This window comes from Micromonospora sp. NPDC048894 (assembly GCF_040649765.1).
Lineage (GTDB): Bacteria > Actinomycetota > Actinomycetes > Mycobacteriales > Micromonosporaceae > Micromonospora > Micromonospora antibiotica.
Map to the genome: position 1 here is coordinate 289,081 of NZ_JBEZFY010000006.1, position 25,621 is coordinate 314,701.

Annotated in this window: 29 protein-coding genes and 1 pseudogene; 12 read left to right on the top strand and 18 right to left on the bottom strand. The window is 72.0% G+C overall.

Annotated elements, in window-relative coordinates:
* Nucleotides 1–57: 57 nt before the first annotated feature.
* Genes AB0C22_RS15840 through AB0C22_RS15855 form a run of 4 tightly spaced genes read right to left on the bottom strand, consistent with a single transcriptional unit; the run spans nucleotide 58 to nucleotide 4,788 of the window.
* A complete protein-coding gene (locus AB0C22_RS15840; RefSeq protein WP_357535550.1) occupies nucleotides 58–912 on the bottom strand; it encodes a cytochrome c biogenesis protein CcdA in 855 nt (284 codons plus the stop codon).
* A complete protein-coding gene (locus tag AB0C22_RS15845; protein WP_357535552.1) occupies nucleotides 912–1,541 on the bottom strand; it encodes a redoxin domain-containing protein in 630 nt (209 codons plus the stop codon). Before AB0C22_RS15845 ends, AB0C22_RS15840 begins: the two co-directional genes overlap by 1 nt.
* A gap of 59 nt (nucleotides 1,542–1,600) precedes the next feature.
* Nucleotides 1,601–3,067: an NADH-quinone oxidoreductase subunit NuoF family protein gene (locus AB0C22_RS15850; protein ID WP_208568893.1), complete on the bottom strand. Its 1,467-nt coding sequence runs from the start codon at nucleotides 3,065–3,067 to the stop codon at nucleotides 1,601–1,603.
* A complete protein-coding gene (locus AB0C22_RS15855) occupies nucleotides 3,064–4,788 on the bottom strand; it encodes a ferric reductase-like transmembrane domain-containing protein (RefSeq protein WP_357535554.1) in 1,725 nt (574 codons plus the stop codon). The genes AB0C22_RS15850 and AB0C22_RS15855 overlap by 4 nt, the downstream gene beginning before the upstream one ends.
* Nucleotides 4,789–5,139: 351 nt before the next feature.
* Here AB0C22_RS15855 and AB0C22_RS15860 point away from each other — a divergent pair, with 351 nt between their 5' ends.
* Nucleotides 5,140–6,027, top strand: a complete 888-nt coding sequence (locus tag AB0C22_RS15860) for a L,D-transpeptidase (protein WP_357535556.1) — start codon at nucleotides 5,140–5,142, stop codon at nucleotides 6,025–6,027.
* A 229-nt stretch (nucleotides 6,028–6,256) separates the two neighbouring features.
* Nucleotides 6,257–7,102 (top strand): alpha/beta fold hydrolase, encoded by an 846-nt coding sequence (locus AB0C22_RS15865; RefSeq protein WP_219464157.1) that lies wholly within the window; start codon nucleotides 6,257–6,259, stop codon nucleotides 7,100–7,102.
* A 69-nt stretch (nucleotides 7,103–7,171) separates the two neighbouring features.
* Here AB0C22_RS15865 and AB0C22_RS15870 read toward each other — a convergent pair whose 3' ends face one another.
* Both AB0C22_RS15870 and AB0C22_RS15875 read right to left on the bottom strand, forming a co-directional pair.
* The gene (locus AB0C22_RS15870; protein WP_208568889.1) at nucleotides 7,172–7,426 is read right to left on the bottom strand and encodes a hypothetical protein; all 255 of its coding nucleotides are present in this window, start codon (nucleotides 7,424–7,426) and stop codon (nucleotides 7,172–7,174) included.
* The gene (locus AB0C22_RS15875; protein WP_219464159.1) at nucleotides 7,423–7,737 is read right to left on the bottom strand and encodes a DivIVA domain-containing protein; all 315 of its coding nucleotides are present in this window, start codon (nucleotides 7,735–7,737) and stop codon (nucleotides 7,423–7,425) included. The genes AB0C22_RS15870 and AB0C22_RS15875 overlap by 4 nt, the downstream gene beginning before the upstream one ends.
* Before the next feature lie 362 nt (nucleotides 7,738–8,099).
* Between AB0C22_RS15875 and AB0C22_RS15880 the strand changes: the two genes are divergently transcribed.
* From AB0C22_RS15880 to AB0C22_RS15895, 4 genes and pseudogenes are all read left to right on the top strand, one after another.
* Nucleotides 8,100–8,978 (top strand): helix-turn-helix transcriptional regulator, encoded by an 879-nt coding sequence (locus AB0C22_RS15880; protein WP_219470269.1) that lies wholly within the window; start codon nucleotides 8,100–8,102, stop codon nucleotides 8,976–8,978.
* Entirely contained in the window at nucleotides 8,971–9,171 is a 201-nt protein-coding gene (locus AB0C22_RS15885) for a DUF397 domain-containing protein (RefSeq protein ID WP_219464161.1), read from the top strand. Before AB0C22_RS15880 ends, AB0C22_RS15885 begins: the two co-directional genes overlap by 8 nt.
* A 174-nt stretch (nucleotides 9,172–9,345) precedes the next feature.
* Nucleotides 9,346–10,077 (top strand): NPCBM/NEW2 domain-containing protein, encoded by a 732-nt coding sequence (locus tag AB0C22_RS15890; RefSeq protein ID WP_357535559.1) that lies wholly within the window; start codon nucleotides 9,346–9,348, stop codon nucleotides 10,075–10,077.
* Nucleotides 10,074–10,239, top strand: a pseudogene (locus AB0C22_RS15895) (DUF397 domain-containing protein); the annotation flags it as partial. The gene AB0C22_RS15890 and the pseudogene AB0C22_RS15895, both read left to right, overlap by 4 nt.
* Before the next feature lie 169 nt (nucleotides 10,240–10,408).
* Here the strand turns inward: AB0C22_RS15895 and AB0C22_RS15900 are convergent.
* The 7 genes from AB0C22_RS15900 to AB0C22_RS15930 form a co-directional block, all read right to left on the bottom strand.
* Nucleotides 10,409–10,819 (bottom strand): hypothetical protein, encoded by a 411-nt coding sequence (locus tag AB0C22_RS15900; RefSeq protein WP_219464164.1) that lies wholly within the window; start codon nucleotides 10,817–10,819, stop codon nucleotides 10,409–10,411.
* Nucleotides 10,816–11,097: a hypothetical protein gene (locus AB0C22_RS15905; RefSeq protein WP_145921196.1), complete on the bottom strand. Its 282-nt coding sequence runs from the start codon at nucleotides 11,095–11,097 to the stop codon at nucleotides 10,816–10,818. Before AB0C22_RS15905 ends, AB0C22_RS15900 begins: the two co-directional genes overlap by 4 nt.
* Before the next feature lie 43 nt (nucleotides 11,098–11,140).
* Entirely contained in the window at nucleotides 11,141–11,551 is a 411-nt protein-coding gene (locus AB0C22_RS15910) for a hypothetical protein (RefSeq protein ID WP_357535561.1), read from the bottom strand.
* Nucleotides 11,544–13,712 (bottom strand): tetratricopeptide repeat protein, encoded by a 2,169-nt coding sequence (locus AB0C22_RS15915; protein WP_357535563.1) that lies wholly within the window; start codon nucleotides 13,710–13,712, stop codon nucleotides 11,544–11,546. The genes AB0C22_RS15910 and AB0C22_RS15915 overlap by 8 nt, the downstream gene beginning before the upstream one ends.
* Before the next feature lie 93 nt (nucleotides 13,713–13,805).
* Nucleotides 13,806–14,345, bottom strand: coding sequence for a DUF6879 family protein (locus AB0C22_RS15920; protein ID WP_357535565.1), 540 nt, complete (start codon nucleotides 14,343–14,345; stop codon nucleotides 13,806–13,808).
* A gap of 1 nt (nucleotide 14,346) precedes the next feature.
* Nucleotides 14,347–14,469, bottom strand: coding sequence for a hypothetical protein (locus AB0C22_RS15925; RefSeq protein WP_357535567.1), 123 nt, complete (start codon nucleotides 14,467–14,469; stop codon nucleotides 14,347–14,349).
* Nucleotides 14,470–14,751: 282 nt separating this feature from the next.
* Nucleotides 14,752–16,905, bottom strand: coding sequence for a prolyl oligopeptidase family serine peptidase (locus AB0C22_RS15930; RefSeq protein WP_357535569.1), 2,154 nt, complete (start codon nucleotides 16,903–16,905; stop codon nucleotides 14,752–14,754).
* Nucleotides 16,906–17,095: 190 nt separating this feature from the next.
* Here AB0C22_RS15930 and AB0C22_RS15935 point away from each other — a divergent pair, with 190 nt between their 5' ends.
* Nucleotides 17,096–18,223: a site-2 protease family protein gene (locus tag AB0C22_RS15935; RefSeq protein WP_357535571.1), complete on the top strand. Its 1,128-nt coding sequence runs from the start codon at nucleotides 17,096–17,098 to the stop codon at nucleotides 18,221–18,223.
* Here AB0C22_RS15935 and AB0C22_RS15940 read toward each other — a convergent pair.
* Nucleotides 18,220–19,086 carry an AraC family transcriptional regulator gene (locus AB0C22_RS15940; protein ID WP_208568877.1) on the bottom strand — a complete coding sequence of 289 codons (867 nt, stop codon included), beginning with the start codon at nucleotides 19,084–19,086 and terminating at the stop codon, nucleotides 18,220–18,222. The genes AB0C22_RS15935 and AB0C22_RS15940 overlap by 4 nt on opposite strands.
* 195 nt (nucleotides 19,087–19,281) lie before the next feature.
* Here AB0C22_RS15940 and AB0C22_RS15945 point away from each other — a divergent pair, with 195 nt between their 5' ends.
* From AB0C22_RS15945 to AB0C22_RS15960, 4 genes are read left to right on the top strand one after another with little or no spacing between them, the layout of a single operon-like run.
* Nucleotides 19,282–19,755: a helix-turn-helix transcriptional regulator gene (locus tag AB0C22_RS15945; protein ID WP_357535573.1), complete on the top strand. Its 474-nt coding sequence runs from the start codon at nucleotides 19,282–19,284 to the stop codon at nucleotides 19,753–19,755.
* Nucleotides 19,731–20,258, top strand: a complete 528-nt coding sequence (locus tag AB0C22_RS15950; protein WP_219464171.1) for an ImmA/IrrE family metallo-endopeptidase — start codon at nucleotides 19,731–19,733, stop codon at nucleotides 20,256–20,258. The genes AB0C22_RS15945 and AB0C22_RS15950 overlap by 25 nt, the downstream gene beginning before the upstream one ends.
* Nucleotides 20,179–21,441, top strand: a complete 1,263-nt coding sequence (locus AB0C22_RS15955; RefSeq protein WP_219464172.1) for an MAB_1171c family putative transporter — start codon at nucleotides 20,179–20,181, stop codon at nucleotides 21,439–21,441. The genes AB0C22_RS15950 and AB0C22_RS15955 overlap by 80 nt, the downstream gene beginning before the upstream one ends.
* Before the next feature lie 13 nt (nucleotides 21,442–21,454).
* Nucleotides 21,455–22,066, top strand: coding sequence for a hypothetical protein (locus AB0C22_RS15960; RefSeq protein WP_357535576.1), 612 nt, complete (start codon nucleotides 21,455–21,457; stop codon nucleotides 22,064–22,066).
* A gap of 140 nt (nucleotides 22,067–22,206) precedes the next feature.
* Here the strand turns inward: AB0C22_RS15960 and AB0C22_RS15965 are convergent, their stop codons facing one another.
* Genes AB0C22_RS15965 through AB0C22_RS15975 form a run of 3 tightly spaced genes read right to left on the bottom strand, consistent with a single transcriptional unit; the run spans nucleotide 22,207 to nucleotide 24,154 of the window.
* Entirely contained in the window at nucleotides 22,207–23,445 is a 1,239-nt protein-coding gene (locus AB0C22_RS15965) for an FAD-binding protein (protein ID WP_219470274.1), read from the bottom strand.
* A gap of 5 nt (nucleotides 23,446–23,450) precedes the next feature.
* A complete protein-coding gene (locus tag AB0C22_RS15970; RefSeq protein WP_357535578.1) occupies nucleotides 23,451–24,023 on the bottom strand; it encodes a hypothetical protein in 573 nt (190 codons plus the stop codon).
* Nucleotides 23,966–24,154, bottom strand: coding sequence for a hypothetical protein (locus tag AB0C22_RS15975; protein WP_357535580.1), 189 nt, complete (start codon nucleotides 24,152–24,154; stop codon nucleotides 23,966–23,968). Before AB0C22_RS15975 ends, AB0C22_RS15970 begins: the two co-directional genes overlap by 58 nt.
* Before the next feature lie 81 nt (nucleotides 24,155–24,235).
* Here AB0C22_RS15975 and AB0C22_RS15980 point away from each other — a divergent pair, with 81 nt between their 5' ends.
* A complete protein-coding gene (locus tag AB0C22_RS15980; protein ID WP_357535582.1) occupies nucleotides 24,236–24,607 on the top strand; it encodes a hypothetical protein in 372 nt (123 codons plus the stop codon).
* A gap of 57 nt (nucleotides 24,608–24,664) precedes the next feature.
* On the opposite strand, the gene AB0C22_RS15985 is transcribed toward AB0C22_RS15980, so the two are convergent.
* Complete coding sequence (locus AB0C22_RS15985) at nucleotides 24,665–25,594, bottom strand: LLM class F420-dependent oxidoreductase (protein WP_219464177.1); 930 nt, start codon at nucleotides 25,592–25,594, stop codon at nucleotides 24,665–24,667.
* Nucleotides 25,595–25,621 lie beyond the last annotated feature (27 nt).

The window sequence follows — 25,621 nt, forward strand, 5'->3', positions numbered from 1 at the left end:
ACCCGACCGACATCAGCCAGCCGCGCACCAGCCCGGCGGGGTCACCGGCCGGTTGTCTCACACCCGTTCGGTGTCACCGGTCCGGGTACGGCTGCGGTGCAGCAGCGCCGCCACCGCGAGCAACCCGAGCAGCAGCCCGGCGAGCACCATCGGCCCGGCCGTGTCCAGGGCCGTCACCAGCATCCGTTGGACCCGGGCCGCACCTACCACCACCGGGTCGCCGAAGGCGTCGTGCCGACCCTGGGCGAGCCGGACCTCGTACCAGCCGTACCAGGCGACGTAGCCGCCGGCGACGAGCAGCACCAGGCCACTGAGGCGGGGCACCCAGGCGCCCGCCCCGCGCAACCCACTCACCACCCGCCCGCGCAGCAGCGCCACGCCGAGCGCCGCCACCGCCACCACCAGACCCATCCCGAGCGCGTACGCGACGAACAGCGCCAGCCCGCGCAGGGTCGAGCCGGCCTGGAGGCTGGTCACCACGATCGCCAGGAACGGCGCGATCGAGCAGCTCAGCGACGCCAGCGCGTACGCCATGCCGAACAGCGCCATGGACGGCAGCGAGCGGGTCAGCCGGGGCGCGCGGGCCGACGGACGCGGGGTGGGCAGGCGGCGTCCGGCGAGCAGCCACAACCCGAGCGCCAGCAGGCCCAGCCCCAGGGTCACGGTCAGCCACGGCAACCGTGGGCGCAGCCAGTCGGCCAAGGGTGCCACGGCCAACCCGAAAGCCCCGAACACCACGACGTACCCACAGGTCAGGCCGGCCGCCGCGGTGAGTGCCCGGCCGATCGCGCCGCGGCCGTCCGCGGGCCCGGCGACCAGCAGCGACAGGTACGCCGGCAGCATCGCGAAGCCGCACGGGTTGACCGCGCCGAGCATCCCGGCGGTCAGCGCGAGCAGCAGCGGGCCGGTCATCAGCCGGCCAGGGCGGCGACCCGGCGGGTCAGGTCCTCACCGTCGAGGAAGCCCTGGTGGACGACCTTCCCCTCCCGATCGATGATCAGGAAGGTGCTCTGTTCGACGATCTCGAAGCGCCGCCACAACGCGCCGGCCCGGTCGTCGATCTGCGTGGTGCCGCCGAGTTCGAACTCGGTGACGAAGCTGTGCATCGCCTTCTGCTCGCCGAGGCCGGCCACCCCGACGATCGGCACGGTGTCCCGGTATTTCGGGGCGATCTCGGCGACCGTCCACGCCTGGCTGGCGCAGGTGGCGCACCACGGCGCCCAGAACCAGAGCACCACCGGCCGGCCGGCCAGGGCGGCGGCGGAGAACGCCGTACCGTCGAGGGTCTTGGCGGTGAAGCGCAACGCGTCGGGCACCGGGGCGGGTGCCCCGGTGGTGGCGGGTGCGGCGGTCGGGGTCGGCTCGGCGGGCAGCGGCGACGAGGTGGCGATCGGCACGGCGACCTCGGCGGCCGGTTGCGCCGTCGTCGGCCCGACGGCGCACGCCGAGGCGGCCAGCAGGGTGCCGGCCAGGGTGGCGGCGACGGCGAGCCGGACGGCCGGTCGGCCAACCGGCCGGGTCCTGGGGTACGACGACCGCATCCGAATCTCCTCTCGGTGGTGCTACGTGACCCCGACGGTGCCGGGTGACCTCGACGGTGCTACTTGACCTCGACCAACCGCAGCGCGAGCTCGGGGCAGACCTTGACGGCCTTCATCGCCCCCTCCTTCAGCCAGGTCGGCACGGGGGTGGGCGGGAAGGCGGGGTAGCCGTTGCCGTCGAGCCGGATGAAGTCCGGTACGACGTGGGCGCAGAGTCCGTGCCCGTCACAGCGGGACCAGTCCAGGGTGAGCATCTTCGGGTTGGCGTCGGGGGCACCGGGCAGCCCCATCACGCCCTTGACCCGTTTGCCGCACCCCTCACCGGTGGTGTGCTGCCGCAGGTCGTCGGCGAACACCTCCATCGCGGAGAGCGCGAAACGGGAGGTGCCGTCGGGGTGGCTGCACGCGCCCCGGCCCTTCACGTCACCGGCGGCGGCCCGCACGACCTCCACCGGGGCGCTGCCGGAGACCGCCAGGTCGACGGCGCGGGCCAGGTCGGGCAGGCCCCGCTTGCACGGCCCGCACTGGCCGGCGGACTCCCCGGCCAGGTAGCGGACCACCTGGGCGGCTTCGCCGAGCGGGCAGGTGTCGCGGCCGAGCGGGATGATGATGCCGGCGCCGAGGGTGCCGCCGACGCTGGTGAGGCTCTTGCGGGTGATCTCCGCCCGCTGCGCCGCCTCCCAGGTGATCCAGCGGCCGTGGTAGCCGCCCATCAGGATGCCCGGCCCCTCCGGCACCTCGCACAGTTCGAGGATGTCCCGTAGCGGGGTGCCGGCGGCGCACTCCACCACGGCGGCGCGTTTGGCCTGGCCGGTCACGGTGAGCAGGACGGTGCCCGGCTCGTCGTCGGTGCCGAGCGCCGCGTACTCGTACGGGCCGAGCCGGGCGGCGATGGCCACCTGGGCGTACGTCTCGGCGTTGGACAGCAGGGTGGGCAGGTTGCGTACGCCCGAGTCGCTGGACCGCTTCTTGGTGCCCGGCGGGATGTGCGGCAGTCCGTTGATCCCGTTGACCAGTGCGCCGCCCTCGCCGGAGATGAACCGGTGCGGCACGGTGACGATGGTGGTGGGGACCGGCATCCGACGTTCGGCGAGTGCCTCGGTGAGCGAGTCCCGGCCGATCAGGTCGTCGGCGACGCAGAGCACGATCTCCTCGGCGTCCAGCGCGTAGGCGGACAGGGCGGCACCGTCGAGGATCAGGTGCGGGGCCCGGGTGAGCAGCACCTTGTCCTTCCAGCTCGCCGGTTCCCCCTCGGTGGCGTTGACCACCACCACGGCGGGCAGGTCCTGCCGTTCACAGGACTCCAGCACCGCCTTGAACTTCCGGTAGAACGGGAAACCCGCGCCGCCCTTGCCCTTGAGCTGGATGGCCTCGGCCAGTCGGAGCAGGTTGGCCGGTTCCATCGGGCCGATCGGGCCGTGCACCGTCTCGTGTGCCATCAGGTCCAGCCGACCGAACTCGGCGAAACCGGCGGTGAGCCGGGGCTCGCCGATGCAGGCGACCGGGGGCACCTTGGTCCGCATCACTTGGCTTCACCGCGCAGCCCGGCCCAGTACGCCCCGTCGACGGCGTCCGCGTTGGCTTTGCCCTTGCGCCGGCTGCGGCCGTCGCCGGTGGCCTTGCGGGCCCGCCGGGAGGCCAGGTCGACCAGGGTCGGGGTGTCGTCGACCGGGATGTCGTCGGCGACGTAGCGGGCCGGCGGACGCCAGTAGTCCGGCTCCTCGGGCACGTCCGGCTCGACGCTGTGCCGGCCGGAGCCGCTGCGCGGGGCGGCGGAGATGGGTTCGGCCGAGACGGGCCGGCTGGACTCCCACCGGTTCGGGCTGTCCCACGGCTCCTCGGGCTCCTCGGTGCGCCGCCGGGGCGGGGCCGAGTAGCGGGCGGCCAGGTCGTCGTCGTCGCGTCGGGCCCGCCGACCGGTGGAGACCGGGGCGATGTCCTCGTCCTCGTACCGGGACCGGCGGGTGCCCGACACGGGGGCCACGTCCTCCTCGTACCGGGACCGGCGGGTGCCCGACACCGGGGCGACGTCCTCCTCGTAGCGGGACCGGCGGGTGCCCGACACGGGGGCCACGTCCTCCTCGTACCGGGACCGGCGGCCACCGGAGACCGGGGCGACGTCCTCGTCGCGGCGGCGACTGCCGGACACCGGCGCGACGTCCTCCTCGTAGCGGGCGCGGCGACTGCCGGACACCGGGGCGACGTCCTCCTCGTAGCGGGACCGGCGACTGCCGGAGACCGGGGCGACGTCCTCGTCGCGGCGGCGGGGCCGTTCGTCGCGTTCGTCGCGCTCGACGGTGCGGCGTCGGGCGGCCGGTTCCAGGTCACGCTCGCGGCGGGGGGCCGACGTCTCCCGGGCGGGTCGGCCGCCCCGGACGGGTTCCCGCAGGGTGCCGGGCTCGGGCACCACCGGAACGGTGAACCGCTCGGGGTCACGACGCCGGGCAGTGCCGGTCGGCGCGTTCCAGGACGGGGTCAGGGTGGTCTCGGCCCAACCGGTCCGGCTGTCCTTGGTCTCCTCCTCCTTTTTACGGCCGAGGCCACTGAGCAGCGTCCGCCCCTTGCCCTCGTCGGTCGCCTTGGCGGTCATCGCCTTGTTCAGCGCGGCGGCCTGCTGCTGCTCACGGGTGCGCTTGCCGAGGTAGACCGACAGCCGCACCATCAGCGCCACCACCACCAGCAGCACGCACGCCAGGTAGCTGAGCACCACCCAGGACTTGGCGGCGCGGCCGGCGTTGAGGCCGTGGAACAGGGCGAACGGCCAGGAGAGGTACGCCAGGGAGTGCAGGCTGCGCCAGAACCACTTGGGGCCGACACCGGCGAAGCGGACCCGGACGATGCCGGTCCAGAACACGCTCACCATGAGGAACGCGGCCACCGTGCCGAGACCGACGTAGAGCCCGCTGCCGCCGATGAACGGGACCACGGCGTCGGTGGGGCCGGCCCGACCGATCGCGATCTTGGTGATGACGTGGAACACCAGGCCGGCGACACCGAGGACACCGGTGGCCCGGTGCGCCGACTGGAGCAGCACCCGGTGCCGGATCATCAGGACCAGCCGGTCGGTGGCGAGCAGGCCCATCATCACGGTGAGGCTGAGCGCCACCAGGGCGACCACCCCGGCGAAGAACTCGGTGAAGAAGAACCCGTACGCGTACATCACCGTGCCGTTGCCGGTCATCTCGACGCCGGCCCAGAGCAGGCCCAGCGCGGAGGCCACCATCAGGGCCAGCACGGATTTCGACACGGTCCGGACACCACGGCTACTGGTGGAGGTCCGGACGGTCGCGGCCTTCTCGTTCTGCTTTGCCCGGGCCATCTGCTCCTCGATCGTCTAACGGCGGCGCCACCACCGGCCGACCTTGCTCCCACCTCCAGTACGGACCTCCGGGGCGTACGGATCAGTGCGGCTGGTGAAAATTCTCGGCGGAGTGTCGAACCACCCCGGCCCGGCGCGCGTGTAGCCCCCGGCGCACCGCGTCGACGGCGCACCGGCGCAGCGACGACCGTCCATCCGTTGACCGGTGGCGCCCCGTCGGGCGAACCTGTCCGGACGATTCACGCCGACCGGAAGCTATGCACCCGTTAGTCTTTGTTTGTGCTGTTTGACCGAATGATCGACCGGTGGGGGCGGGGTCCACTCGCCGCCGTCGTCGGCGTACCGGCGCTGCTGGTGCTGGCCGTGCTGGTCGGCGCGGCACTGCGCTACGACGCCCCCGCGCCGACCCGCCGGGCCGCCCCGCCACCGGCCGCGACTACCGCCCCGGCCGAGGACGAGACCGTGCCGCCCGCCGCACCGGCCCCCGCCGGACTACCGGTGATCGACTACGAGCCGGCACCCGCCGGCTTCCCGGCCGACCCGCGCCCGCTCGACGTCACGCCGTTGACCGAGGGGCTCACCCCGACCCGGAACATCGCCGCGTACGACGCCCCGGGCGGACGACCCCGCGCCCTGCTCGCCCCCACCATCAACGGGGTCGAGCTGACCATGCCGGTGGTGGAACGCCGCACCGGCTGGACGGCGGTCCTGCTGCCCTCGGCGAGCCGCCGACTGGCGTGGCTGCCGGCGGGCGGCTGGACCCCGGTGGCCCTGCGTGACCAGCTCGTGGTGCAGCGGCGGACCCACCAGCTCACCTGGTACCGGCACGGCAGCCCGCAGCACACCTGGCCGGTCAGCCTCGGCCTGCCCGGCCAGGAGACCCCGCTCGGCCGGACCTTCATCCTCGGCACCACTCCCCCGCCCGAGCCCGCCTACGGCGGGGTGGACGTCTTCGCCCTCGGCGCGATCCCCGACGACCTGGACGCGGTGCCCACCGGCCTCAAGGGCGCGCACATCGGCCTGCACACCTGGCAGGACGACGACACCCTCGGCGAGAACGTCACCAACGGCTGCATCCGACTCACCCGTACCGCCCAGCAGACCCTCCTCGACGAGGTCCGCCCCGGCACCGAACTGGTAGTCGTCGACACCCTCCCCACCTCCTGAGCCAGCGCACCGCCGCCCCCGCCGCCTCGCCGCCTCCGCCGGCCCCGCCGCCCCCGCCGCCCCGCCGGCCCCGGTGATCAAGAGGTTTGCGTCAAAATCTGGCCGTCGGATGACGCAAACCTCTTGATCACCGGGCGTATTCGGGCCCGCCGGATGGGGTGGGGGCATTGCGGGGTGGGAGGTGGGTATGCGGCCGGGGTTGGGGGTGGGTGAGGTCGGGGAGGACGGCATGGGGAACACGTCGAATGCGCGGGTCGACACGGTGGTGCTCGTGCACGGGCTGTGGATGACACCACGTAGTTGGGAGGGGTGGGTCGAGCGGTACGAGGCACGCGGGTTCCGGGTGCTCGCCCCGGCCTGGCCGGGCTTCGACCGGGAGGTGACCGCGCTGCGCGCCGACCCGGGCACGATCGCCGGCACCACCCTGCGGCAGGTGATCGACCACTACGCGGCGGTGATCCGTGAGCTGCCGAGCCCACCGATCGTGATCGGCCACTCGTTCGGCGGGCTGGTCGCCCAGGTGCTGGCCGACCGGGGGCTCGGCGCGGCCACCGTGGCGGTCGCGTCCGCGCCGGTCAAGGGGGTGCTCCGGCTGCCGATCAGCACGCTGCGGGCGTCGTACCCGGTGCTGCACAGCCCGGTCAACCGGCACCGGGGGGTGCAGATCAGCCCGGACGAGTTCCGCTACGCCTTCGGCAACACCCTCCAGCCGGACGACTCCGACCGGGCCTGGCGGCGTTACGCCGTACCGGCCGCCGGGCACGTGCTCTTCGAGGGGGCGTTCGCCAACCTCGACCCGCACTCCGCCGCGACCGTCGACACCGGGCGCGACGACCGGCCGCCGCTGCTGCTGATCGCCGGTGGCGAGGACCACGTGGCCCCGCCGTCGCTGGTGAAGGCGAACGCCGGGCTCTATCAGAAGTCGCGGGCGGTGACCGCGTACCACGAGTTCCCGGGCCGCTCCCACTTCACGGTGGGTGAGCCGGGCTGGGAGGCGGTCGCCGACCACGCCCTGGACTGGGCGGTGCGGATGACGCGGACCCCGGCGACGGCGGGCAGCGCACCCCGCCGCTGAGCCGGACGGCACCGCAGCGTCACGGCCGGTCGGCCCGGACGCGCGGCACCGCCCCTCACCGGAGCCCGCTCACCGCCACCCGCGCCGCCGGGAGCACTCGCCGTCGTGGTCGGGGCGGAGCAGGCAGCGCCGACCACCGGAGAGCAGCCGGTCACAGAACACCCAGTGGCGGACGTTCTGGTCGTCCTCGACGGAGACGGTGGTGCCGCCCGGGTCGGTCTGCGGCAGGACGTGCGTCCAGTGCGCCACCACCCGGGCCAGCCGCTGCGCGGAGAGCAGATCGTCGGTGACCACCGGCAGGTGGATGACGAAGCGCCCGGTCACCGGTCCCACTCCCGCTCGTTGCGGCCGTGCGCCCGCTCGGCTTGCAGCTGGCACAGCGCGATCCTGACCCGGCCGGCCTCCCGCCGGCTCTGCCGCAGCGCGTCGTAGGCGGCGGCCAGCTCACCGGCGACCTGGTCGAGGAACTCCCGCACCTCCTGCGGGTCGAGCCCGCGCCGCCCGAACCGCGCCGGCCGGAACCGCCGCTCCCGCACCTGCCACGGCAACAACCGATTGGGTACGCCCGGACGACGCCCCACCGACGCCGGCAGCGGTCGTCGGCTCTCCGGAATCCGGCGGAAGAAGTCACGCATGACGGAACCTGCCTCTCCTGACGATCGACCCGGGCGGGGGTGGGTCCACCGGCCCGCCGCGCACCGGCGGACCCACCCCGTGCACCCGCCGTCGCAGCGCTCACCAGCCACCCGACAACGGGGATCAGATGGCCGCTGAGCAGCGGGAACTTCCCAGCGACCGCCGAAGCAGTCAAACACCGGAAGCCACTGATTGCAACGTCTCAATTGCGCTGCGCGACCGCACGGCTAGCTATAGACACGCACTCTGTGTAATGTGTCCATTACTGCGGAGACGCGGGGCCGTCGAAAATGGACGGGAGGGTGTTCAGGCCAGCCGAGCCGGGAGGACGATGGTGTCACAATCCGTGACCGGGACGACGATGCTCCGCCGCCAGATCGGGCGGAAGTTCGAGTCGTTGCGCAGGGCGGCCGGGCTGACGATGGAGCAGGCCGCCGAGCAGTTGGACCGGGCACGGGCCACCCTGCACCGGATCGAGAACGGTGCCGAGCACGTCCGCTACCGGCAGGCCGACGTGCAGCAGATGCTCGACCTCTACGGTGCCTCCACCGAGGACAGCGAGTTGCTCCTGGCCATGACGGCGGCCACCCGGGAGAACAAGAACTGGTGGCACGACTACGTCGGCTCCGGCCTGCCCCGCTGGTTCCAGCTCTACATCGGACTGGAATCGGCCGCATCACACATCCGCCAGTACGAGGCCGAGTTGGTCCCCGGCCTGCTCCAAACCCGCGCCTACGCGGAACATGTCTCCCGACTCCCCAGCGGCGGGATCGACACCAGCGACGACGAGACGCATCAGCGGGCTGTTCAACTTCGGGTGGAGCGACAGGCGTTGCTCATCCGGTTCTCCCCGCCGCAACTCAGCGTGATACTCAACGAGGCCGTGCTACGTCGGCCGGTGGGCAGCAAGGAGATCATGGCTGAACAGCTTCATCAGATCATCAAGGCCGCAGAACTACCCAACGTCACCGTAAGAATGATGGAATTTTCTGCCGGACTACACGCCGGAATGACGGCTGGAAGCTTCTCGATGCTGGAGTTTCCGCAGGACGCCACCGGCAGGGAGGTGGAGCCGCCCGTGACCTACATCGAGTCCGCGACGGGGGCGATCTACCTGGACAAGCCGCACGAGACGGCCGTGTACGGCGCTATCTGGGCCGACATGACGAGCCGTGTCCTCAATGAGTCCCGGTCAATGAGCCTGATCCACCGAATAGCAGAGGAGCACTCCCGTGCCTGACCTGACCGGTGCCGTCTGGCGCAAGTCCACCCGCAGCAACGCTGGCGGCAACTGCGTCGAGGTCGCCGACAACATGCCCGGCGTCGTCGGACTCCGCGACAGCAAGGACCCCACCGGCCCAGTCCTCACCTTCGCACCCCGAACGTGGACGCGTTTTCTGGCGAGCCTCAAGCAGCAGCCGCCCCGGTACTGAAAGGGACACCGCACAGACCGGGCTGCCCTGCCCCCGATCTGGTGCCGGTGCGCGACGCGGATGGCGTCAGCTTTGCGACACCCACCTCGACACGCCAGACCGAACGGCACACAATCGGCCGCCCCGACCTGCATAGGTGAGGGCACGTCGAATTCGCCGCCCGGAAGGTGCACCGTGTCACGCTACTTCGGCTGGGTCAAGGATCATCAGAAGTTGGCTCTCGCCGGAGTCATCATCGGCGCGGCGAGCCTCTTGGTGGCGACACTCGGCTTTGGGCGTGATCTGTTCGGCATCGAATTCTCGCAGGCCAGCCATCCCGCACCTACCTCAGCGGCCGGGCCGAGTCCTTCCGCGTACCTGACGCCGCCGGCTTCCGAGGACCCGACCTTCGACATCTCGGAGAGCCCGAGCGATGAGGCGCGTCCCACGCCCACCGAGACGGTCGACCCCACACCCACGCCGGAGGACAGCCCTGAGGAAGTCTCGGTCCGCTACCTCGACGAACTCGACGCGGAGGACCGCAACGGGGGTTATGTCAAAGGGCTGGTGACCATGGGCAACAAGCCCTACGACCGGAGCATCGAACTCAGCTGCAACGGCACCAACACCTACTTCGTCTTTCCCGTCGCAGGGATGCGGACCCTCGACTTCTGGCTGGGCATCGACGACAACACCCCCGGTGCCTCCGGGCTGGTCGCCGACGTGGCCTTCTACCGGGACAGCGGAGGACAGCTCGACAGCAACAAGGTGGCCAAGCTGGGGCCCGCCACCCATGTCAAGGTCGATATCACCGGTACCACCCAGTTGAAGATCCGCTGCACCGGCCGGAATGCCAACTCGGGCCGTCAGGCCAACGTGGCCCACGTCGCCTTCGGCAAGGCGGTGCTCACCGCTTCCCCGCGCTGACCGGTACCGTCTGGCGCAAGTCCACCCCGCAGCAACAACGGGACCGACTGCGACGAGGTCGCCGACGACCCTTCCGGAATCGCCGGGCTGCACGACAGCGAGGACCCAACCGGCCCCACCTCCACCTTCACACCCCCGGCGTGGACGCGCCTCCTGACGAGCACCGCGCTCAAAGAGACCGGACCGTCCCGGCTGCACCAGCACAGGCCAAGCCTGACTGACCGTTCGACCGTGTCGGCCTACCCGCCGGGCAGGCCGGCACGCGCCGTCACCGCCGGCACCCGCTCGCTGTCGTGGTCGGGCCGGCGCAGCGAGCACTTTCCCGGGAACGTCAGTCCCAGGTCTCGCTGATGTCGAGGATCTCCATTCCCGGGGGCAGCGCCGGCGTCAGGGCCTTCGGATCCCGGGTGACCAGATAGCAGCGGTAGAGCACGGCGGTGGTGACGGCATGCGCGGCATCCAGCGACACCTGTGTACGCGCCGCCAGCCGCGCCACCCGCCGGCTCGTCGCGGCATCGTAGACGGCCACCTGAATGTCACGGTCCTCGGTGAACAGCAGGTCGAGCAGGGCGGCGGAGGCGGTACCCGCCAGTTCGAGCTGTGCCTGCCCGAGGCAGAGCGCGGGTACCCACAGCTGCTGCTCCGGGTCCTCCTCGGCGAGGGTGAGCATGGCACCGGGCTCGACGCTGGTTCCCGAGGCGTAAGCGAGCAGCGCAGAGGTGTCGAGGACCAGGCCGTTCACGCCGCGGCGCTTCCGTCCTCGTCGAACTGGCGAAGCCATTCGAGATTCCGGGCATGCTGCTCGTCACTGATCGGTGGCAGAGCTGCCAGACGACTCCTCGTCGATTCCACGTCGTCGTCGGTGACGACGTAACCGAGCTGCGCCCAGCGCGCCCGGAGGTCGTCCGCCCGCATCTTCCGACGGAGGACTCCCGCGATGAAACCGGACGTGTTGCCCTGGGTGCGTTCGACGTAGGCGGCCACGTCGTCGGGCAAGCTGATGGTGATACGGCGAGTCATACTCTCAGCATAACTGCTGCATACCGACGATCGGCCCATCACGTCATGACGCGCCGTCACCACCACGTGCGGGCATCCCCACGTGCACCCCGCCGGAGATGTCGCGCGCCTGCACCACCGGGCCGGTGACCTGACCCGACACCGTGTTCGTCACCGCGTCGGCCCGTACGGTCGTCGGCTGGAAGGTCTCCCAGCGGCGGCGCAGCTCCTGGTCGAAGTCCGGATCACGGGCGGCGGCGTCGCCCAGTGCCCGACGCAACTCCACGGCCCGGTCGTCGCCCTCGGCGGATGTGGGCTCGGCGACGAGCGAGGCCCGAAGCTCCCGGTGGCCGGCCGCCTTACGGCGAACGAGATGCATCAGCGACGCGAGGGCCTCCCTGCCCGCATCGGTCAGGCCCTCGACGGCACGGGTCGACAGTGCCACGGCGATCGCCGTGAGAATCGGGTCATCCATCCTGTTCCCCCTGCTGTTCCGGCACGGCGTCGTGGTGGTCGAGGGCAGCCAGGCGTCGTCGTACGTCCGCCGCGAGGGGGTCGTCGAGTTCCAGCAGCGTCAGCAGCGCGTCGGCCAGGGCTTCGCGGGCGGCGTGCGGCTGGTGGAGCTGGAGGTGGGCGTCGCCCTCGTACGCGCGGGCCAGGGCGGCGTGCCGGCGGTCACCGAGTTCGCGGAACAACGCGGCGGCCGAGGTCACCGCCGCCAGCGCCGGCGCGGGCTCACCGGTGTGCAGCAGCGTCTGCCCCCGGTGGAGCGCGACGAGCCCCTGACTCCACCGGTTGCCCAGCCGCTCGAACACCGTCATCGCGTCGTCGTACGAGACGAGGGCCTCAGCGAAGCGACCGGCGCCACGTTGCGCGTTGCCGAGGCTCATCAGGGCCAGTCCGGTGCCGCGTTCCTCGCCCAACTGGCGGAAGGTCCGCAGCGCCTCCCGGGCGTAGCGGGTCGCCTCGGGGAAGTCTCCCCGGTCCTCGTCCACCAGGCCGCATCCGCGCAGGGCGTACCCGGTGGTCCACGCGTCCCCGACCTCCCGTGCCGCGTGCAGCGAACCGGCGTAGCAGCGCCCGGCCTCGTCGAGGTCGCCCCGGTCCCACCAGGCATCGCCGAGGCTGAGCAGCAGCCATCCTTCGGCACGACGGTCGCCGAGGTGACGGGCGCAGTCCAGGCCCGCCAGGTGGCTGTCGATCCACGCCTTCCAGTAGGACCTACGCTCGAAGAAGGCCATGCTGGCGAGCGCGATCTGCCAGCCGAGCCGGTGATGGCCCCACTCGGGCGCGGCACGGATGACGTCGAGCAGGTTGAGCCGTTCGTGTTCGCACCACCGCAGCGCGTCGTCGAGCGTCGCGTCGGGTGGGACGTCGACGTCGGGCAGGGGCCGGCCCTGCGGAAGGATCGCCCGGTAGGCCGCATAGGTGTGGTGCAGATACCACCGCAGCAGCCGCTCCCGGGCGGCGTGGACGGCCTCCGGGCTCTCGTCGAGGGTCGCTCGCTCCATCGCATACAGCCTCAGCAGATCGTGCAGGCGGAACCGGTGCGGTCCGCTGCGGGTGAGCAGGTGCAGTCCGACAAGCGAATCGAGGTGGCGACGCGTGACCGAGGGGGCGAGCCCGGTGAGGCGGACCGCCGCGTCGAGCGCGATGTCGGCTCCGGGGTGCAGGCCGACCAGCCGGAACACCCGGGCCGTCTCGGCGGCCAGCGCCTGGTAGGACCAGGAGAAGACCGTCCGGACGGCCGACAGGTCGTCCTCCTCGACGGCCAGCGCGTCGAGGCGGCTCTCCTCGGCGGTCAACTCCTCCACCAACTCGGCGAGCGGCCGTTCCTCGTCGAGCCGGGCGCGGTCGGCGACGATGCGCAGGGCGAGTGGCAGATGGGAGCAGAGTTCGATCAGCCGGTCCACCATCTCGGGTTGCCGGTCCACCCGATCGGCACCGACAGTCACCCGGAGCAGCCGGGTCGCGTCGTGGCTCGACAACACGTCCAACACCGCCCGGATGGCGCCGTCGCGGACGGTCAGCCCCGACAGCCGGCTGCGGCTCGTGATGATCACCATGCAGCTCGGTGCGGCGGGGAGCAGTGGCCGCACCTGCTCGGCGGTGGCGGCGTTGTCGAGCAGGATCAGCATCCGCCGGCCGGTGGTCAACGACCGGTAGAGCGCGGTGCGGTCGTGCAGGTCGCGCGGCACCTTCTCGGCGGGCACGTCCATCGCCCGGAGGAATCCGTCGAGGGCCTCGTGCGGGGTCAGCGGCGGAACGGCGTCATATCCGCGCAGGTTGATGTAGAGGTCACCGTCGGGAAAACGCTCCCGTACCCGGTGCGCCCAGTGCACGGCCAGCGCCGTCTTGCCCACCCCGGCGCTGCCCGAGATCGTGGAGATCGTGACGACGGGCAACCGCGACTTGTCGGTGATCAACTCAACCTCGTCGAGGAGCGAGTCGAGTTGCTGAATGTGCACCTCGCGGTCGATGAAACCCTTGGTCGCGGGTGGCAACTGCCGGGGCGACGGCAATGGCGTCTCCGTGACCGCACGCAGGTTCACGTTGCCCTGAATGAGCCCGGCCTGGATCACCGCCCCGCTGCGGCCGGAAAAATCGTTGTCCACCCGGCCCCGGTCGTCACTCATGACACCGTCTAATGGGGAATCGACGGGCCGGGAGAGCGCCGATCGCATTGACGTCCGGCAGTCCGTGTCGACCTCGCAACATCGTGGTGCCGATCAGGCCGCTGCCGCGACGGTGGGCGGCAACGCCGAGAAGGGAATGGCCCTCGTCCAGGCCCGGTCGCGGCACTGGCAGTGCTTCAACACCTCGGCCGGATCTTCGGTGGTGCTGAAACCCACGAACTGGTCGTCGTCGGTGAAGTGCAGGAACGCGACCAGTTGCGAGTCGAACAACCAGAAGTCGTACTGCGGCAGCGCCAGCTCGGTCGCCCGGCGGCGGTCGAGGTAGCGGATGTCCTCGCCCGCCGCGATGTTGTGGGGCGTCACCGACATCTCGAAACGCAGGTAGTCGCTCGGTGGCTCGTCGACGACCCGCACCCGCTCCACCCGCTTGCCCTTCGCCGTCTCGGCCCGCATCAGGTCGAGCCACGACCGCAGCCATCCGACGCCCGGGTCTCCCCCGGCGAGAAAGACCTGGAACGGCTCGTCCTCGGACGGCACGCCGTACGACCGGCGGACCTCCAGCTTGAAAGCGGCGTGGTGGAAGTCCTCGAAGAGGCGCTGGAACGTGGCGGGGTCGGTGACGAGCGACCCCATGTCAGTCTTTCTGCTCGAACCAGGACATCAGTGCCCGGGGCACCACGACGAAGGTCTCGTCGGGCAGCACGTCCCGCAACTGGGCGAGCGCCTCCGGATCGGTCAACCGGTAACCCTGCACCACGATGTCACCGTCATCGGTCTCGTACAGGCTCGGGCACGAGCCCGAATTGCTGGAAGTAGCGAGGAATTTTATCTTCACGGTCCCCCCCCCGAAGTCGACAACTACAGATAGTAGTCAACCGGGTACCGCAATTCAATAGGAGCCCACCCATCGAGTCGCCTCGCCGACAAACGTGAATAATGTCGAGGAAACTAATTCATCTCAATCGCGGAAGTCCCGTGCCCGCCGATGTCGATGGTCTCTATTCCCGCAAAGTGAGGGATCGCCCCGTCAACACAGCCGTCACCGGCCACCCAGCCGTTGCCACAGAAAGCGCCACGTCAACGCCGACAGGAACGCCCGCTGCTCGTTGTTGCTCGCCGCCCCGTGCCCGCCCTCGACGTTCTCGTAGTACGCCACGTCGTGACCGTGCTCGCGCAGCAGGGCCGCCATCTTCCGGGCGTGCCCCGGGTGCACCCGGTCGTCGCGGGTCGAGGTGACGAACAGGACCGGCGGGTACGTCACCCCGGGCCGCACGTTGTGGTACGGCGAATAGTCCCGCAGGTAGGCCCAGTCGGCCGGATCGTCCGGATCGCCGTACTCGGCCATCCAGGAGGCCCCGGCGAGCAGCAGGTGGTAGCGGCGCATGTCCAGCAGCGGCACGTTCGCCACCACCGCGCCGACCAGCGTCGGGTAGCGGGTCAGCATGGTCCCCATCAACAGGCCGCCGTTGCTGCCGCCCTCGATGCCGAGCTTCTCCGGGGTGGTGATCCCCCGGGCCACCAGGTCGGCGGCGACGGCGGCGAAGTCCTCGTACGCCCGGGGGCGGTTCCCGCGCAGCGCCGCCCGGTGCCACTGCGGGCCGTACTCCCCGCCGCCGCGGATGTTCGCCACCACGTAGCTGCCGCCCCGGGCCAGCCAGGCCCGGCCGACGACCCCGTCGTAGTGGGGCGTCAGCGATATCTCGAACCCGCCGTACCCGGTGAGCAGGGTGGGCCCGGCGGACGCCGTCGGGTCGCCGACCACGGAGTAGGGCACCCGGGTCCCGTCGGCGGAGGTGGCGAAGAACTGGCGCACGGCCAGGCCGGTGGCGTCGAAGGACGCCGGCTCCTGCTTGAGGGTCTCGACCGGGCCGCCGATCCGCCCCAGCCGCAGCGTCGCCGGCCGCAGGTGGCCGGTCGAGGCGATCAGGTAGTCGTCGCCGACGTCGGGGTCGGTGTCCACGATCCAGGTGTCGTCGTCGGCCGACACCCCGGCCAGCGGCTCCCGCCGCCACCGGACCCCACCGGCCGCCGCCCCCTGACCGTCGCCGGACCCCGGACCGCCGCACGACCCCGGCCCGCCGGGACCCTGCCGGCCGTCGGGACCAGGCGGGACATCGCGGGCCGGCGGGCCGGCGGGGGTCAGCACCTCCAGCCGCCGACGTACGTCGACCAGGGTGGCCAGGATCAGGTGGTGCCGGGTCCAGACGTGGTAGCTCAGCGCCGTCCGCTCGTCGGGTTCGAACAGCACGGTGAGGTCGCGGTCCCCGGCGAGGAAGTCGTCGAACCGGGCCACCAGCAGCGCCCCGGCGGGGTAGGTGACCCCGGCGACCTCCCACGGCGAGCGCGGCCGGATCAGCAGCCACTGCCGGTGCACGTCCCACCGGGCGTCGTCGGGCACCGGGACCGGGACCTGCCCGCCGTCGGGGGTCAGCAGGAAGCTCCGGGTCCGGTAGAAGTCCAGGCTGCGGCCGACGAAGTCGCGCTCGAATCCGGGCGTCGGGTCGTGCGAGGCGTACGCAGAGACGTCGTCGACCTGTCCCTCGTACACGATCTCGGCCTCGGCCAGCGGGGTGCCCCGCCGCCACCGGCGGATCACCCTCGGGTAGCCGGAGGTGGTCAGCGAGCCGGGGCCGAGGTCGGTGCCGACGTAGATCCGGTCGGTGTCGATCCAGGTGACGTCGCTCTTGGCCTCGTCGAGGGTGAACCCGTCGGCGACGAAGGCGCGGGTGTCCAGGTCGTACTCGCGGACCACCACCGCGTCCTTGCCGCCCCGGGACAGGCTGACCAGGCAGCGTCGGTGGCCGGGTTTGAGCACCGTCACCCCGCCCCAGACCCAGTTCTCGTCCTCTGCGGCGGCCAGCGCGTCGAGGTCGAGCAGGACGTCCCAGGCCGGCTCGGGCCGCCGGTACTGCGCCAGTGTGGTGCGCCGCCACAGCCCCCGGGGGTGCGCCGCGTCCCGCCAGAAGCCGTAGTAGAACCCGTCGCCACGCCAGCCGGGGTACGGGATGCGGTCGTCGGCGTCGAGCACCTGCCGGATCTCCGCCTGCACTTCGGCGAACGTGTCGTCATCGGTCAGCGCCGCGACGGTCGCCGCGTTGCGCTCGCGGACCCAGCCGGCGGCGTCCGCCCCGTCCAGCTCCTCCAGCCAGCGGTACGGGTCGTCACCCTCATCGATCAGCGTCACCCCTGCCACTATTCCCGACCGGTCAACCCGCACCGGACCGATATCCACCGTGCGACCACGACATGATCACCGCCAGCACCGGCCAGCCCCCTGGGTGACCCGGCCGGCACGGCGGACTGAGCGGTCCCGCCGACGAAACGGTCGTCCCGGGACCTTCCGCCCTGGCATGGGCGCGGCGTCGCCGGGTATGACGGGGGGCATGAGGGCGAGCTTCCGGCTTGGCCGGATCGCGGGGGTACCCGTCGGGGTCAACTGGAGCGTCCTGGTCATCTTCGTGCTGATCGCGTGGCTGCTGTCGGCCAACCAGTTCCCCCGCGCGTACCCCGACCGGCCCGGCTGGGCGTACCTGCTGGCCGGGCTCGCGGCGGCGGTGGTCTTCTTCGTCGGCCTCCTGGCCCACGAGGTGTCGCACGCGGTGGTGGCGAAACGCAACGGCCTCCAGGTGGAGGGGATCACGCTGTGGCTGTTCGGCGGCGTCGCCGAGCTGCGCGGCGAGCCCTCCGACCCGGGCGCGGAGCTACGCATCTCCGGGGTCGGCCCGCTGGTCAGCCTGCTTCTCGGGGTCTTCTTCGGGGCGATCGCGGTGCTGCTGGCGCTGGCCGGGCAGGAGGGGCTGCTGCTCGGCTCGGTGTCCTGGCTGGCCGGGATCAACGTGCTGCTGGCGGTGTTCAACATCCTGCCGGCCGCCCCGCTCGACGGGGGCCGGCTGCTGCGCGCCGCCGTCTGGAAGGCCACCGGTGACCGGGCCCGGGCGTCGGTGGTGGCCGCCCGCGCCGGCTGGGTGCTCGGCGTGCTGCTGATCGGCCTGGGCATCTGGCAGTTCCTGGCCGGCTACGGGGTGGGCGGGCTCTGGTTGGCGCTGATCGGCTGGTTCCTGATCGGCGCGGCCGGGATGGAGGAACGCCAGGCCCGGCTGGGCAGCGCACTGACCGGCGTCCGGGTCGGTGAGGTGATGACCCCGCAGCCACAGACCGCCTCGGCGGAGCTGACCGTCGCCGACTTCGTCGACCACTACCTGTTCGCCTACCGGCACACCGCACTGCCGCTGACCGAGAACGGCCGGCCCGTCGGCCTGGTCACCCTGGACCGGGTACGCGGCATCCCGGCCGACCGGCGGGCCGCCACCACCCTGGCCGAGGTCGCCTGCCGGGCCGACGACCTGGTGCTGGCCCGGCCGGAGGAGCAGCTCAACGACCTGCTCCCCCGGCTCAACGAGTGCTCCGACGGCCGTGCCCTGGTGGTGACCGGCGACCAGCTCGTCGGCATCGTCTCCCCCAGCGACATCAGCCGCGCCGTCCAACGCAGCAGCCTGCGCCCCCACCGTTAGCCGGCGGTGCGCTCCACCGGGATCCACAGCTCGGCGTCGGCGTGGGTGCCGCCGGCCGAGATGCGGACGCTGGAGATCTCCGGCCCCGGCCGGCTCCGGTACGGATTCGACGGGAACCACTGGGTGAACACGTCCCGCCACAGGTACTGCACGGCGGCCGGGAACTCCCCGGAGCTCTCGAAGACCGCCCACGTCCCCGCCGGTACGTCGAGCGCGTCCAGGTCGTCCGGCACGTCCGCGCCGGTCACCGCGCCGTACCAGTAGTCCAGCTCGACGCCCTCGGACCGGTCCTCGCCGAGCAGGTCGCTGACGTTGACGATGCCCGCCGGCTCCTGGTCGGACAGGGCCTCGATCCGGGCCGTCGTCTCCGCCGGGATGCCCTTGACGAACGCCACGATCGCCGGGTTCATCCCCTCGTGCACCAGGGGCACCCGGGCCCGCTGCCCCACCAGCCGGAACGCCGGCTTCTCCACCACCCGATACCGCATGTTGCCACTCCCTTCGACGACGAGCCGGAAGGACAACCGCTGCTGGGAGTGCAACGCGGCCCCCGTGCGCCGCGCCTCACCCGGCCCGATGCCGTGCATCGCGCGGAACGCCCGGGTGAACGCCTCGGTCGAGCCGTACCCGTGGCGGATTGCGACGTCGAGCAACGTCCGCTCTCCCGCCAGCACCTCGGCCGCCGCGACGGTGAGCCGCCGCCTGCGGACGTACTCCGACAGGGGCATCCCGGCCAGCGCCGAGAACATCCGCCGGAAGTGGTACTCCGAGGTGAGCGTGATCCGCGCCAGGTCCGCCACCTCGATCGGTGCGTCGAGGTGCCGCTCCACGTGTGCCAGGGCCTCGTTCAGCCGGTCCAGCATGGGATTCTCCTTCCGCTTACGTGATCCACGCTAGGCAGCCGGGGGGACGTGGGCCCGACTTCTGTTGCCCGCTGCGGTCGGGTGCCGGGCGAGCCGGCCGGACGACGAACGAGTCCGTCAACTCGACTGGACGGATTTCCGTCAATGCGTCCAATACATTTGACGCGCGGCGGGACAGTTGGAATGATCTGCCGTGTGTTCGAGGAACATCCTGATGAGTTGTTCGCTGCGCGACTCAACCACCTGTTCGAGGTCGCGCGCCGGCCGGGTGGCCTGCGCTGGGAAAACTCCGAGGTGGGGGCCCGCTGTGGGCTGTCCCGCGCCCAGCTGCACAATCTGCGCAATCCCAAGCAGGGCGGCAACCGCAGTCGCGGGCCGACCTGGGAGACCATAAATGCGCTCGCGTCGTTCTTCGAGGTCGAACCGAACTACTTCTTCCTGCCCGCCGCCGGCACACCGCAGAGCGACCTGGGTCGCCGGATGGCCGATCTCGGGGTGCAGCACGTGGCGATGAACACCGTCGGCGAGGACCTCGCCCAGGTTAAGGCCACCGTCATTGCCGTGCTGGCCCACATTCAACGGATCGAGGATCAGCTCGGCGGTCACGTGGTGACCGGGGAAGCCGACGGCGTCGACGGGGAACGATGGACCACCGAGCAGCGCGACTGATCGCCGGGCTGACCCTGCCCACCCCCTGGGACCTCACCGCCCTCGTCGGGCAGATCGCCAGGCAGCGGGACCGCCCCGTCCATCTCCTGGCCGTCGAGATGCACGGCGGCGTCCTGCACGGCCTGTGGGTCGCCACGCCACGGGCCGACTACATCGCCTATCCGGCCCGCAGCGGTCCGTTCAAGCAGACCGCGATCGTGTTGCACGAGGTCGCACACATGTGGCTCGGGCACCCCTCGCGGGACCTCGCCGAGCTCGACGGACGGGTCAGCCACCGCCCCTACGACCAACGGCACGAGTTCGAGGCCGACGAGTTCGCCGAGACGATCCTCCGGCGCGCGGCATCACCCCCGGCACCGCCACCCCTGGAACCGGACGACGTACTCCGCGTCATCGACACCTTCGGAACGGGCACCCCCACCGATGATCTTCACCATCCTCGTGGCCTCCGTGGCGCTGTGCGCCGCCGGGTACACCGCCTTCACCCTGCTCGGTGGTCGTGAGCACGGCCCCGCACGCGCCTGGATGGGCGGCAGTCTCTTCTGCCTCGCCCTCGCCCTCGCCACCGTCGCCCCCGGCATAAACGACGCTGTCGACGGCCTGGTCGGGGTTCCCCACGTCAGCCGGCTCATCGCCCACGTCCTCACGGTGTGGGCGGCCATCGCGGTGTCGTGCATGCTCGTGTACTGGACGCGTAGCCCCGAATCCACCCGACGGGCCGTCCGGCGGCGGCTGCTCCTCGCCGGCTCGGCGACCGTCGTCCTCGCGGCGTTGTTCCTGATCGCCCGGACACCCGCCGCGCCGGGCGACTGGTTCGCGACCTACCATCGACGGCCGCCTGTCATGATCTACATGACGCTGTTCGGCGGGATCCTCACCTACGCCCTGATCGACCTGGCCCGCCTGTCGCTGCGCTACGCCACCCGCGTCACCACCCGACCGGTCACCCGCGTCGGTCTGCGCATGTTCGCCGCCGGTGGGCTGATCAGCCTCGGCTACTCGGTCACGATCGTGGCGGTGGCCGTCGCCGGGCAGTTCGGCATCGACGTCGGCACCGCCTGGACGTACGTCACCATGACCAGTCAACTGACCGGCATCGGGCTCATCGCTGCCGGCTCCGCTGTGCCCGGCACCACCGCAGCGGCCTCGGCCGCCCTGCGTCGGGCCCACGACGCACACCAGTGCGAGCGGATGGAGCTGCTCTGGCGGGCGATCGTCCAGGCCCACCCGGCCATCCCCCGACGGCAGCCCCACCCGACGCACTGGTGGGGACGCGGGCTTGCCTGGACGACCAGTTGGCTGGGTGACGGGCGCAGCCTGTCCCGCCGGGTCCTGGAGATCCGCGACGGCTACCTCCAGCTCACCCCGTGGTTCGACGGCGCAGTGCGGGACCGCGCGCTGCAACTCGGCCAACGGGCCGGCATGACCGGAAGTGACCTGATGGCGACCGTGGAGGCCACGGTCGTCGCGGTCGCCCTCGACGCCAAGGCCGCCGGGGACGATCCGGTCGATACCGGCCGGGTCGAGGCCGGGGGGACAGATCTCACCAGCGAGGTGGTCTGGCTGGGCCGGGTGTCGCAGGCCCTGGCACGATCCCCGGTCGTGGTGAGCGTCCGCGCCGGGCAGGCCCACGCCCGCGCCGCCCCCGCCAACGGATCTCCCGCACCGTCCACCACGTCAGAATGAGATAGGGCAGCACGTGACCGAACACGCCACCACCGGCGGCACCCGCACCTCGACGCGGATCGCCCAGGCCATCACCGAGGTACTCCAGCCCGCCGTGTGGGCGGCTGCCATGCCCGTCGTCGTGGCGGTGCTCGCCGCCCGGACCGTCCCCGCCGGCCTCGGTTGGGGAGCGCTCGCGGCGCTGTTCACCGCCGTCGTGCCGTTCGGGGCGATCCTCTACGCCAAGCGCACCGGCCGGGTCACCGACCATCACCTCAGCCGCCGGGAGCAGCGCAGAGGAGTGCTGCTCGTGGGTATCGCATCGGTCGCCGTGGGTCTGGCCCTGTTCGTGGCCCTGGGCGCTCCCCGGCCGCTGATCGCCGTGATCGCCGTGATGCTGGCCGTGCTGGCCGGCACCACCGCCGTCAACCAGATGTGGAAGATGAGCGCCCACACGGCCGTCTCCGCCGGTGCGTGCACCGTCCTGGTCCTGCTGGTCGGGCCGGCGCTGGCGGTCGGGGTGCTCGTCGTGGCGCTGATCGGTTGGTCCCGGGTGCATCTCGGTGCGCACACCGTCGCCCAGGTGGTCGCCGGCGCGGTCTCAGGGACGGTGCTCGCGGCGGGGTTCTACACGGCTGTCGTCTGAGCCACACGTCGACAGGTGGCGCGCTGTCCGGGGTGTAGGAGTGTCCCGTGCCGCGACGGGGGTGGGTGCGGGACACTCCCACACCCCGGACAGACCCGCCACCCGCAGCACCGGGGCGTCGGCCCCGACAGCCGACCCCGTCAGTCGCGCGGGAAGTAGCGGTCCAGCAGCGGGGTGCGGAACACCCCGGCCGGGTCCAGCTCGGTGAGCAGGGCGGCGAAGTCGGCGTACCGGGGGAAGGCGGCGGCGACCACGGCCGGGTCGAGGGTGAAGACCTTGCCCCAGTGCGGCCGGGGGTCGAACGGGGCCAGCCGGGCCTCGATCTCGGCCAGCACCGGCTGCACCGCCGCCGCGTCGTCGACCCAGGTGAAGTGCACGGCCAGCGTGTCGCGCCCCTGGTTGGGGCTGAGCCACAGCTCGTCGGCGGCGACGGTGCGCAGCTCACAGATCTGCAACACGGGGGCGATCCGGTGCCGCATCTCGTGCAGGGCGGCAAGCGCCTCCGCCCCCGCCGACCGGGGCAGGTGGTATTCGGACTGGATCTCGTCGCCGCTGCTCGGCATGAAACCGAGCCGGAAGTGCGGCAGCCGCTCGTGCCACGGGCCGGGCTCGCCGAACTGCGGGGTGCAGCTGACCGGATCCATGCCGGGCACCGGGTGCGCCGGCCGGTCGGCCGGGGTGGTGCCGAGCCAGTCCGGCTCCGGCGGCGGGGCGTCGGCGAGCTGCTTGCGCCAGACCTGGTCGATGTCCGTCGACCGCCAGGTGGTGAACCCGCTGACGCTGTACGCCGAGGCGAGCGCCGCGTCCAGGGCACCGACGGGCAGGCCCTCACGGACGTACTGGCGGACGGTGAAGGTGGGCAGCACGTCCAGGGTGACCCGGGTGACCACACCCAGCGCGCCGAGCGACACCACCATGCCGGCGAACCGGTCGCCGGCGGACCGGTCGACGGTGAGCACCTCCCCGTCGGCGGTGACCAGTTCGAGGCCGGCCACGGCGGCGGCCAGGTTGCGGTTGCCGTCGCCGGAACCGTGGGTGCCGGTGGCGACCGCACCGGCCACCGAGATGTGCGGCAGCGAGGCGAGGTTGGCCAGGGCCAGCCCCTGCTCGTGCAGCCGGGTCGCCACGTCCCCGTAACGCAGCCCGGCGGCCACGGTCACGGTGCCGCGTTCCCGGTCGACCTCGACGGTGGGCGGCAACCCGGCCAGCGAGACCAGGTCGCCGGTGGTGTCGCCGATCCGGTTGAACGAGTGGCCGCTGCCGACCGCCCGTACCCGGTCACTGCCGGCGACCAGCCGACGCAGCTCGTCGAGGGTGGTCGGCCGGTGGAAGGCGCGGGCGGCGTAGTGGACGTTGCCGGCCCAGTTGTGCCGGGGCACCCCGCTCACGCGTCGCCGCCCTCGGTCAGCGCCGCGTGCAGATCGTCCAACGCCTCGTCGACCTGCCTGACGTCGTAGCCGCGCAGGGCGACCGGCAGGCCCTGCGCCCTGGCGGCGGCCACCTCGTCGCGGACCGCCCGGCACCGCGCCGGGTCGTCCGAGTCCAGTGCCGTCCGGGCGTGTCCCACCAGTGTGTCGACCACGTCGGAACTGTACCCGCGCAGTCCGACGCTGAACTCGGCACCGGAACGGACCGCGACGTCGCGGTCGTCGCGGAACCGGTCGCCGGCGTACCGGGCCAGGGCCGCCGCGATCTCGTCGGGGTTCTCCCGCACCTGACCCAGGTCGAGCAGTTCGGTCGCCGGCCGGCCGTCGACCCGGGCGTCGGGCGGCAACCCCACACCCTCGACGGGTACGCCGAGCAGCCGTACCCCGCCGGTGCCGGATGCCGGGCGGTCCAGCACGACCAGGGCCAGCTCGGCCCAGCGGAGCTGCCGGCGCAGGCCCTGTCGGCGTACGGTCAGGCCGTCGGCGTCGATGACGAACCGGAACGGTCGCAGGCTGTTGGCCAGCCCCACCCCGCCCAGCGCGACGCCCCGAGGGCGGTGGTCGTCCGCAGCGGCCCGCCGCCGGTGGCCAGCAGCACCGTCCCGGCCAGTACGCACACCGCCGCCAGCACCTGCCGGCCCCGTTCCCGGTGCAGCTCCACGTCGTCTCCCCGTCGATGAGCGCGGTCCCGGTGCATCATCCGGCACGGTTGTCGACGGCGTCCACGGGGAACCATGGCGCGATGAGCAGCTACCGCGACCCGATCCTGCACGGCGACGTCTACCCGTCCGAGGAGGAGATCGACCCGACCGGGGTCGGCCTGGAGCCGGCGAGCGCCCCGCCGTCGGCGTACCCGCAGCACGGTGTGCCGACGCCCGCGCCGCAGCCCCCGTCGACGCCCGCGGTGGCGGGGACCGGGGCGCACTCGATCGTCACCCACCACCTGGACGGGTCGACGCAGGTGGTGACGGACCTGGACGGGGACGGGATCGCCGACGTGGTCCAGTTCGACCTGGACGGGGACGGCATCGCGGACATCACCTACCTGGACAGCGACCGGGACGGCCGGTTGGACACCGTGGTACGCGAGCCGGGTGGCCGCCGCCACCGCTGACCACCCGCCGGTCCCGGCCTCCGGCCCCGGACTCCCGCCTGCCTGCGGTGGGCCGGGTCAGAGCTGGGGCATCACCTCGGCGGCGACCAGTTCCAACTGGTCCAGGTCGGCCAGGTCGAGCACCTGGAGGTAGATCCGCTCGCTGCCGGCCTCGGCGTAGCGGCCGATCGTGTCGACCACCTCGGCGGGGGTGCCGGCGACCCCGTTCTGCCGCAGCTCGGCCGGTTCCCGACCGATGACGGCGGCCCGACGGGCCACCTCGGCGTCGTCCCGGCCGCAGCAGAGCACCAGCGCGTTGGACCAGCGCAGGGTGCCCGGGTCGCGACCGGCCTCGGCGCAGGCCGCGCGGACCCGGCCGAACTGGGCCACCGTCTCGTCGACCGAGACGAAGGGCAGGTTGAACTCGTCGGCGTACCGGGCGGCCAGGCGCGGGGTGCGCTTGGGGCCCTTGCCGCCGAGCAGGATCGGCGGGCGGGGCTGCTGCACCGGCTTGGGCAGCGCCGGGGAGTTGGCGACCGGGTAGTGCTTCCCGGCGTGGTCGAACCGCTCACCGGCCGGGGTCGCCCACAGCCCGGTGATGACGGCGAGCTGCTCCTCCAGCCGGTCGAAGCGCTCCCCCACCGACGGGAACGGGATGCCGTAGGCGGTGTGCTCCTCGGCGAACCAGCCGGCGCCGATGCCCAGCTCGACCCGGCCGCCGCTCATCTGGTCGACCTGGGCGACGGTGATCGCCAGGGGGCCGGGCAGCCGGAAGGTGGCCGCCGTGACCAGCGTGCCGAGCCGGATCCGGGAGGTGTCCCGGGCCAGCCCGGCCAGGGTGGTCCAGGCGTCGGTGGGGCCGGGCTCGCCGGTGGACGACCCCATCGCCACGTAGTGGTCGGAACGGAAGAACGCGCCGTAGCCGGCGTCCTCGGCGGCGCGGGCCACCGTGAGCAGTTGGTCGTAGGTGGCGCCCTGCTGGGGCTCGGTGAAGATCCGCAGTTCCATTCCCCGAGCATAGGGAGCCGGGTGGTC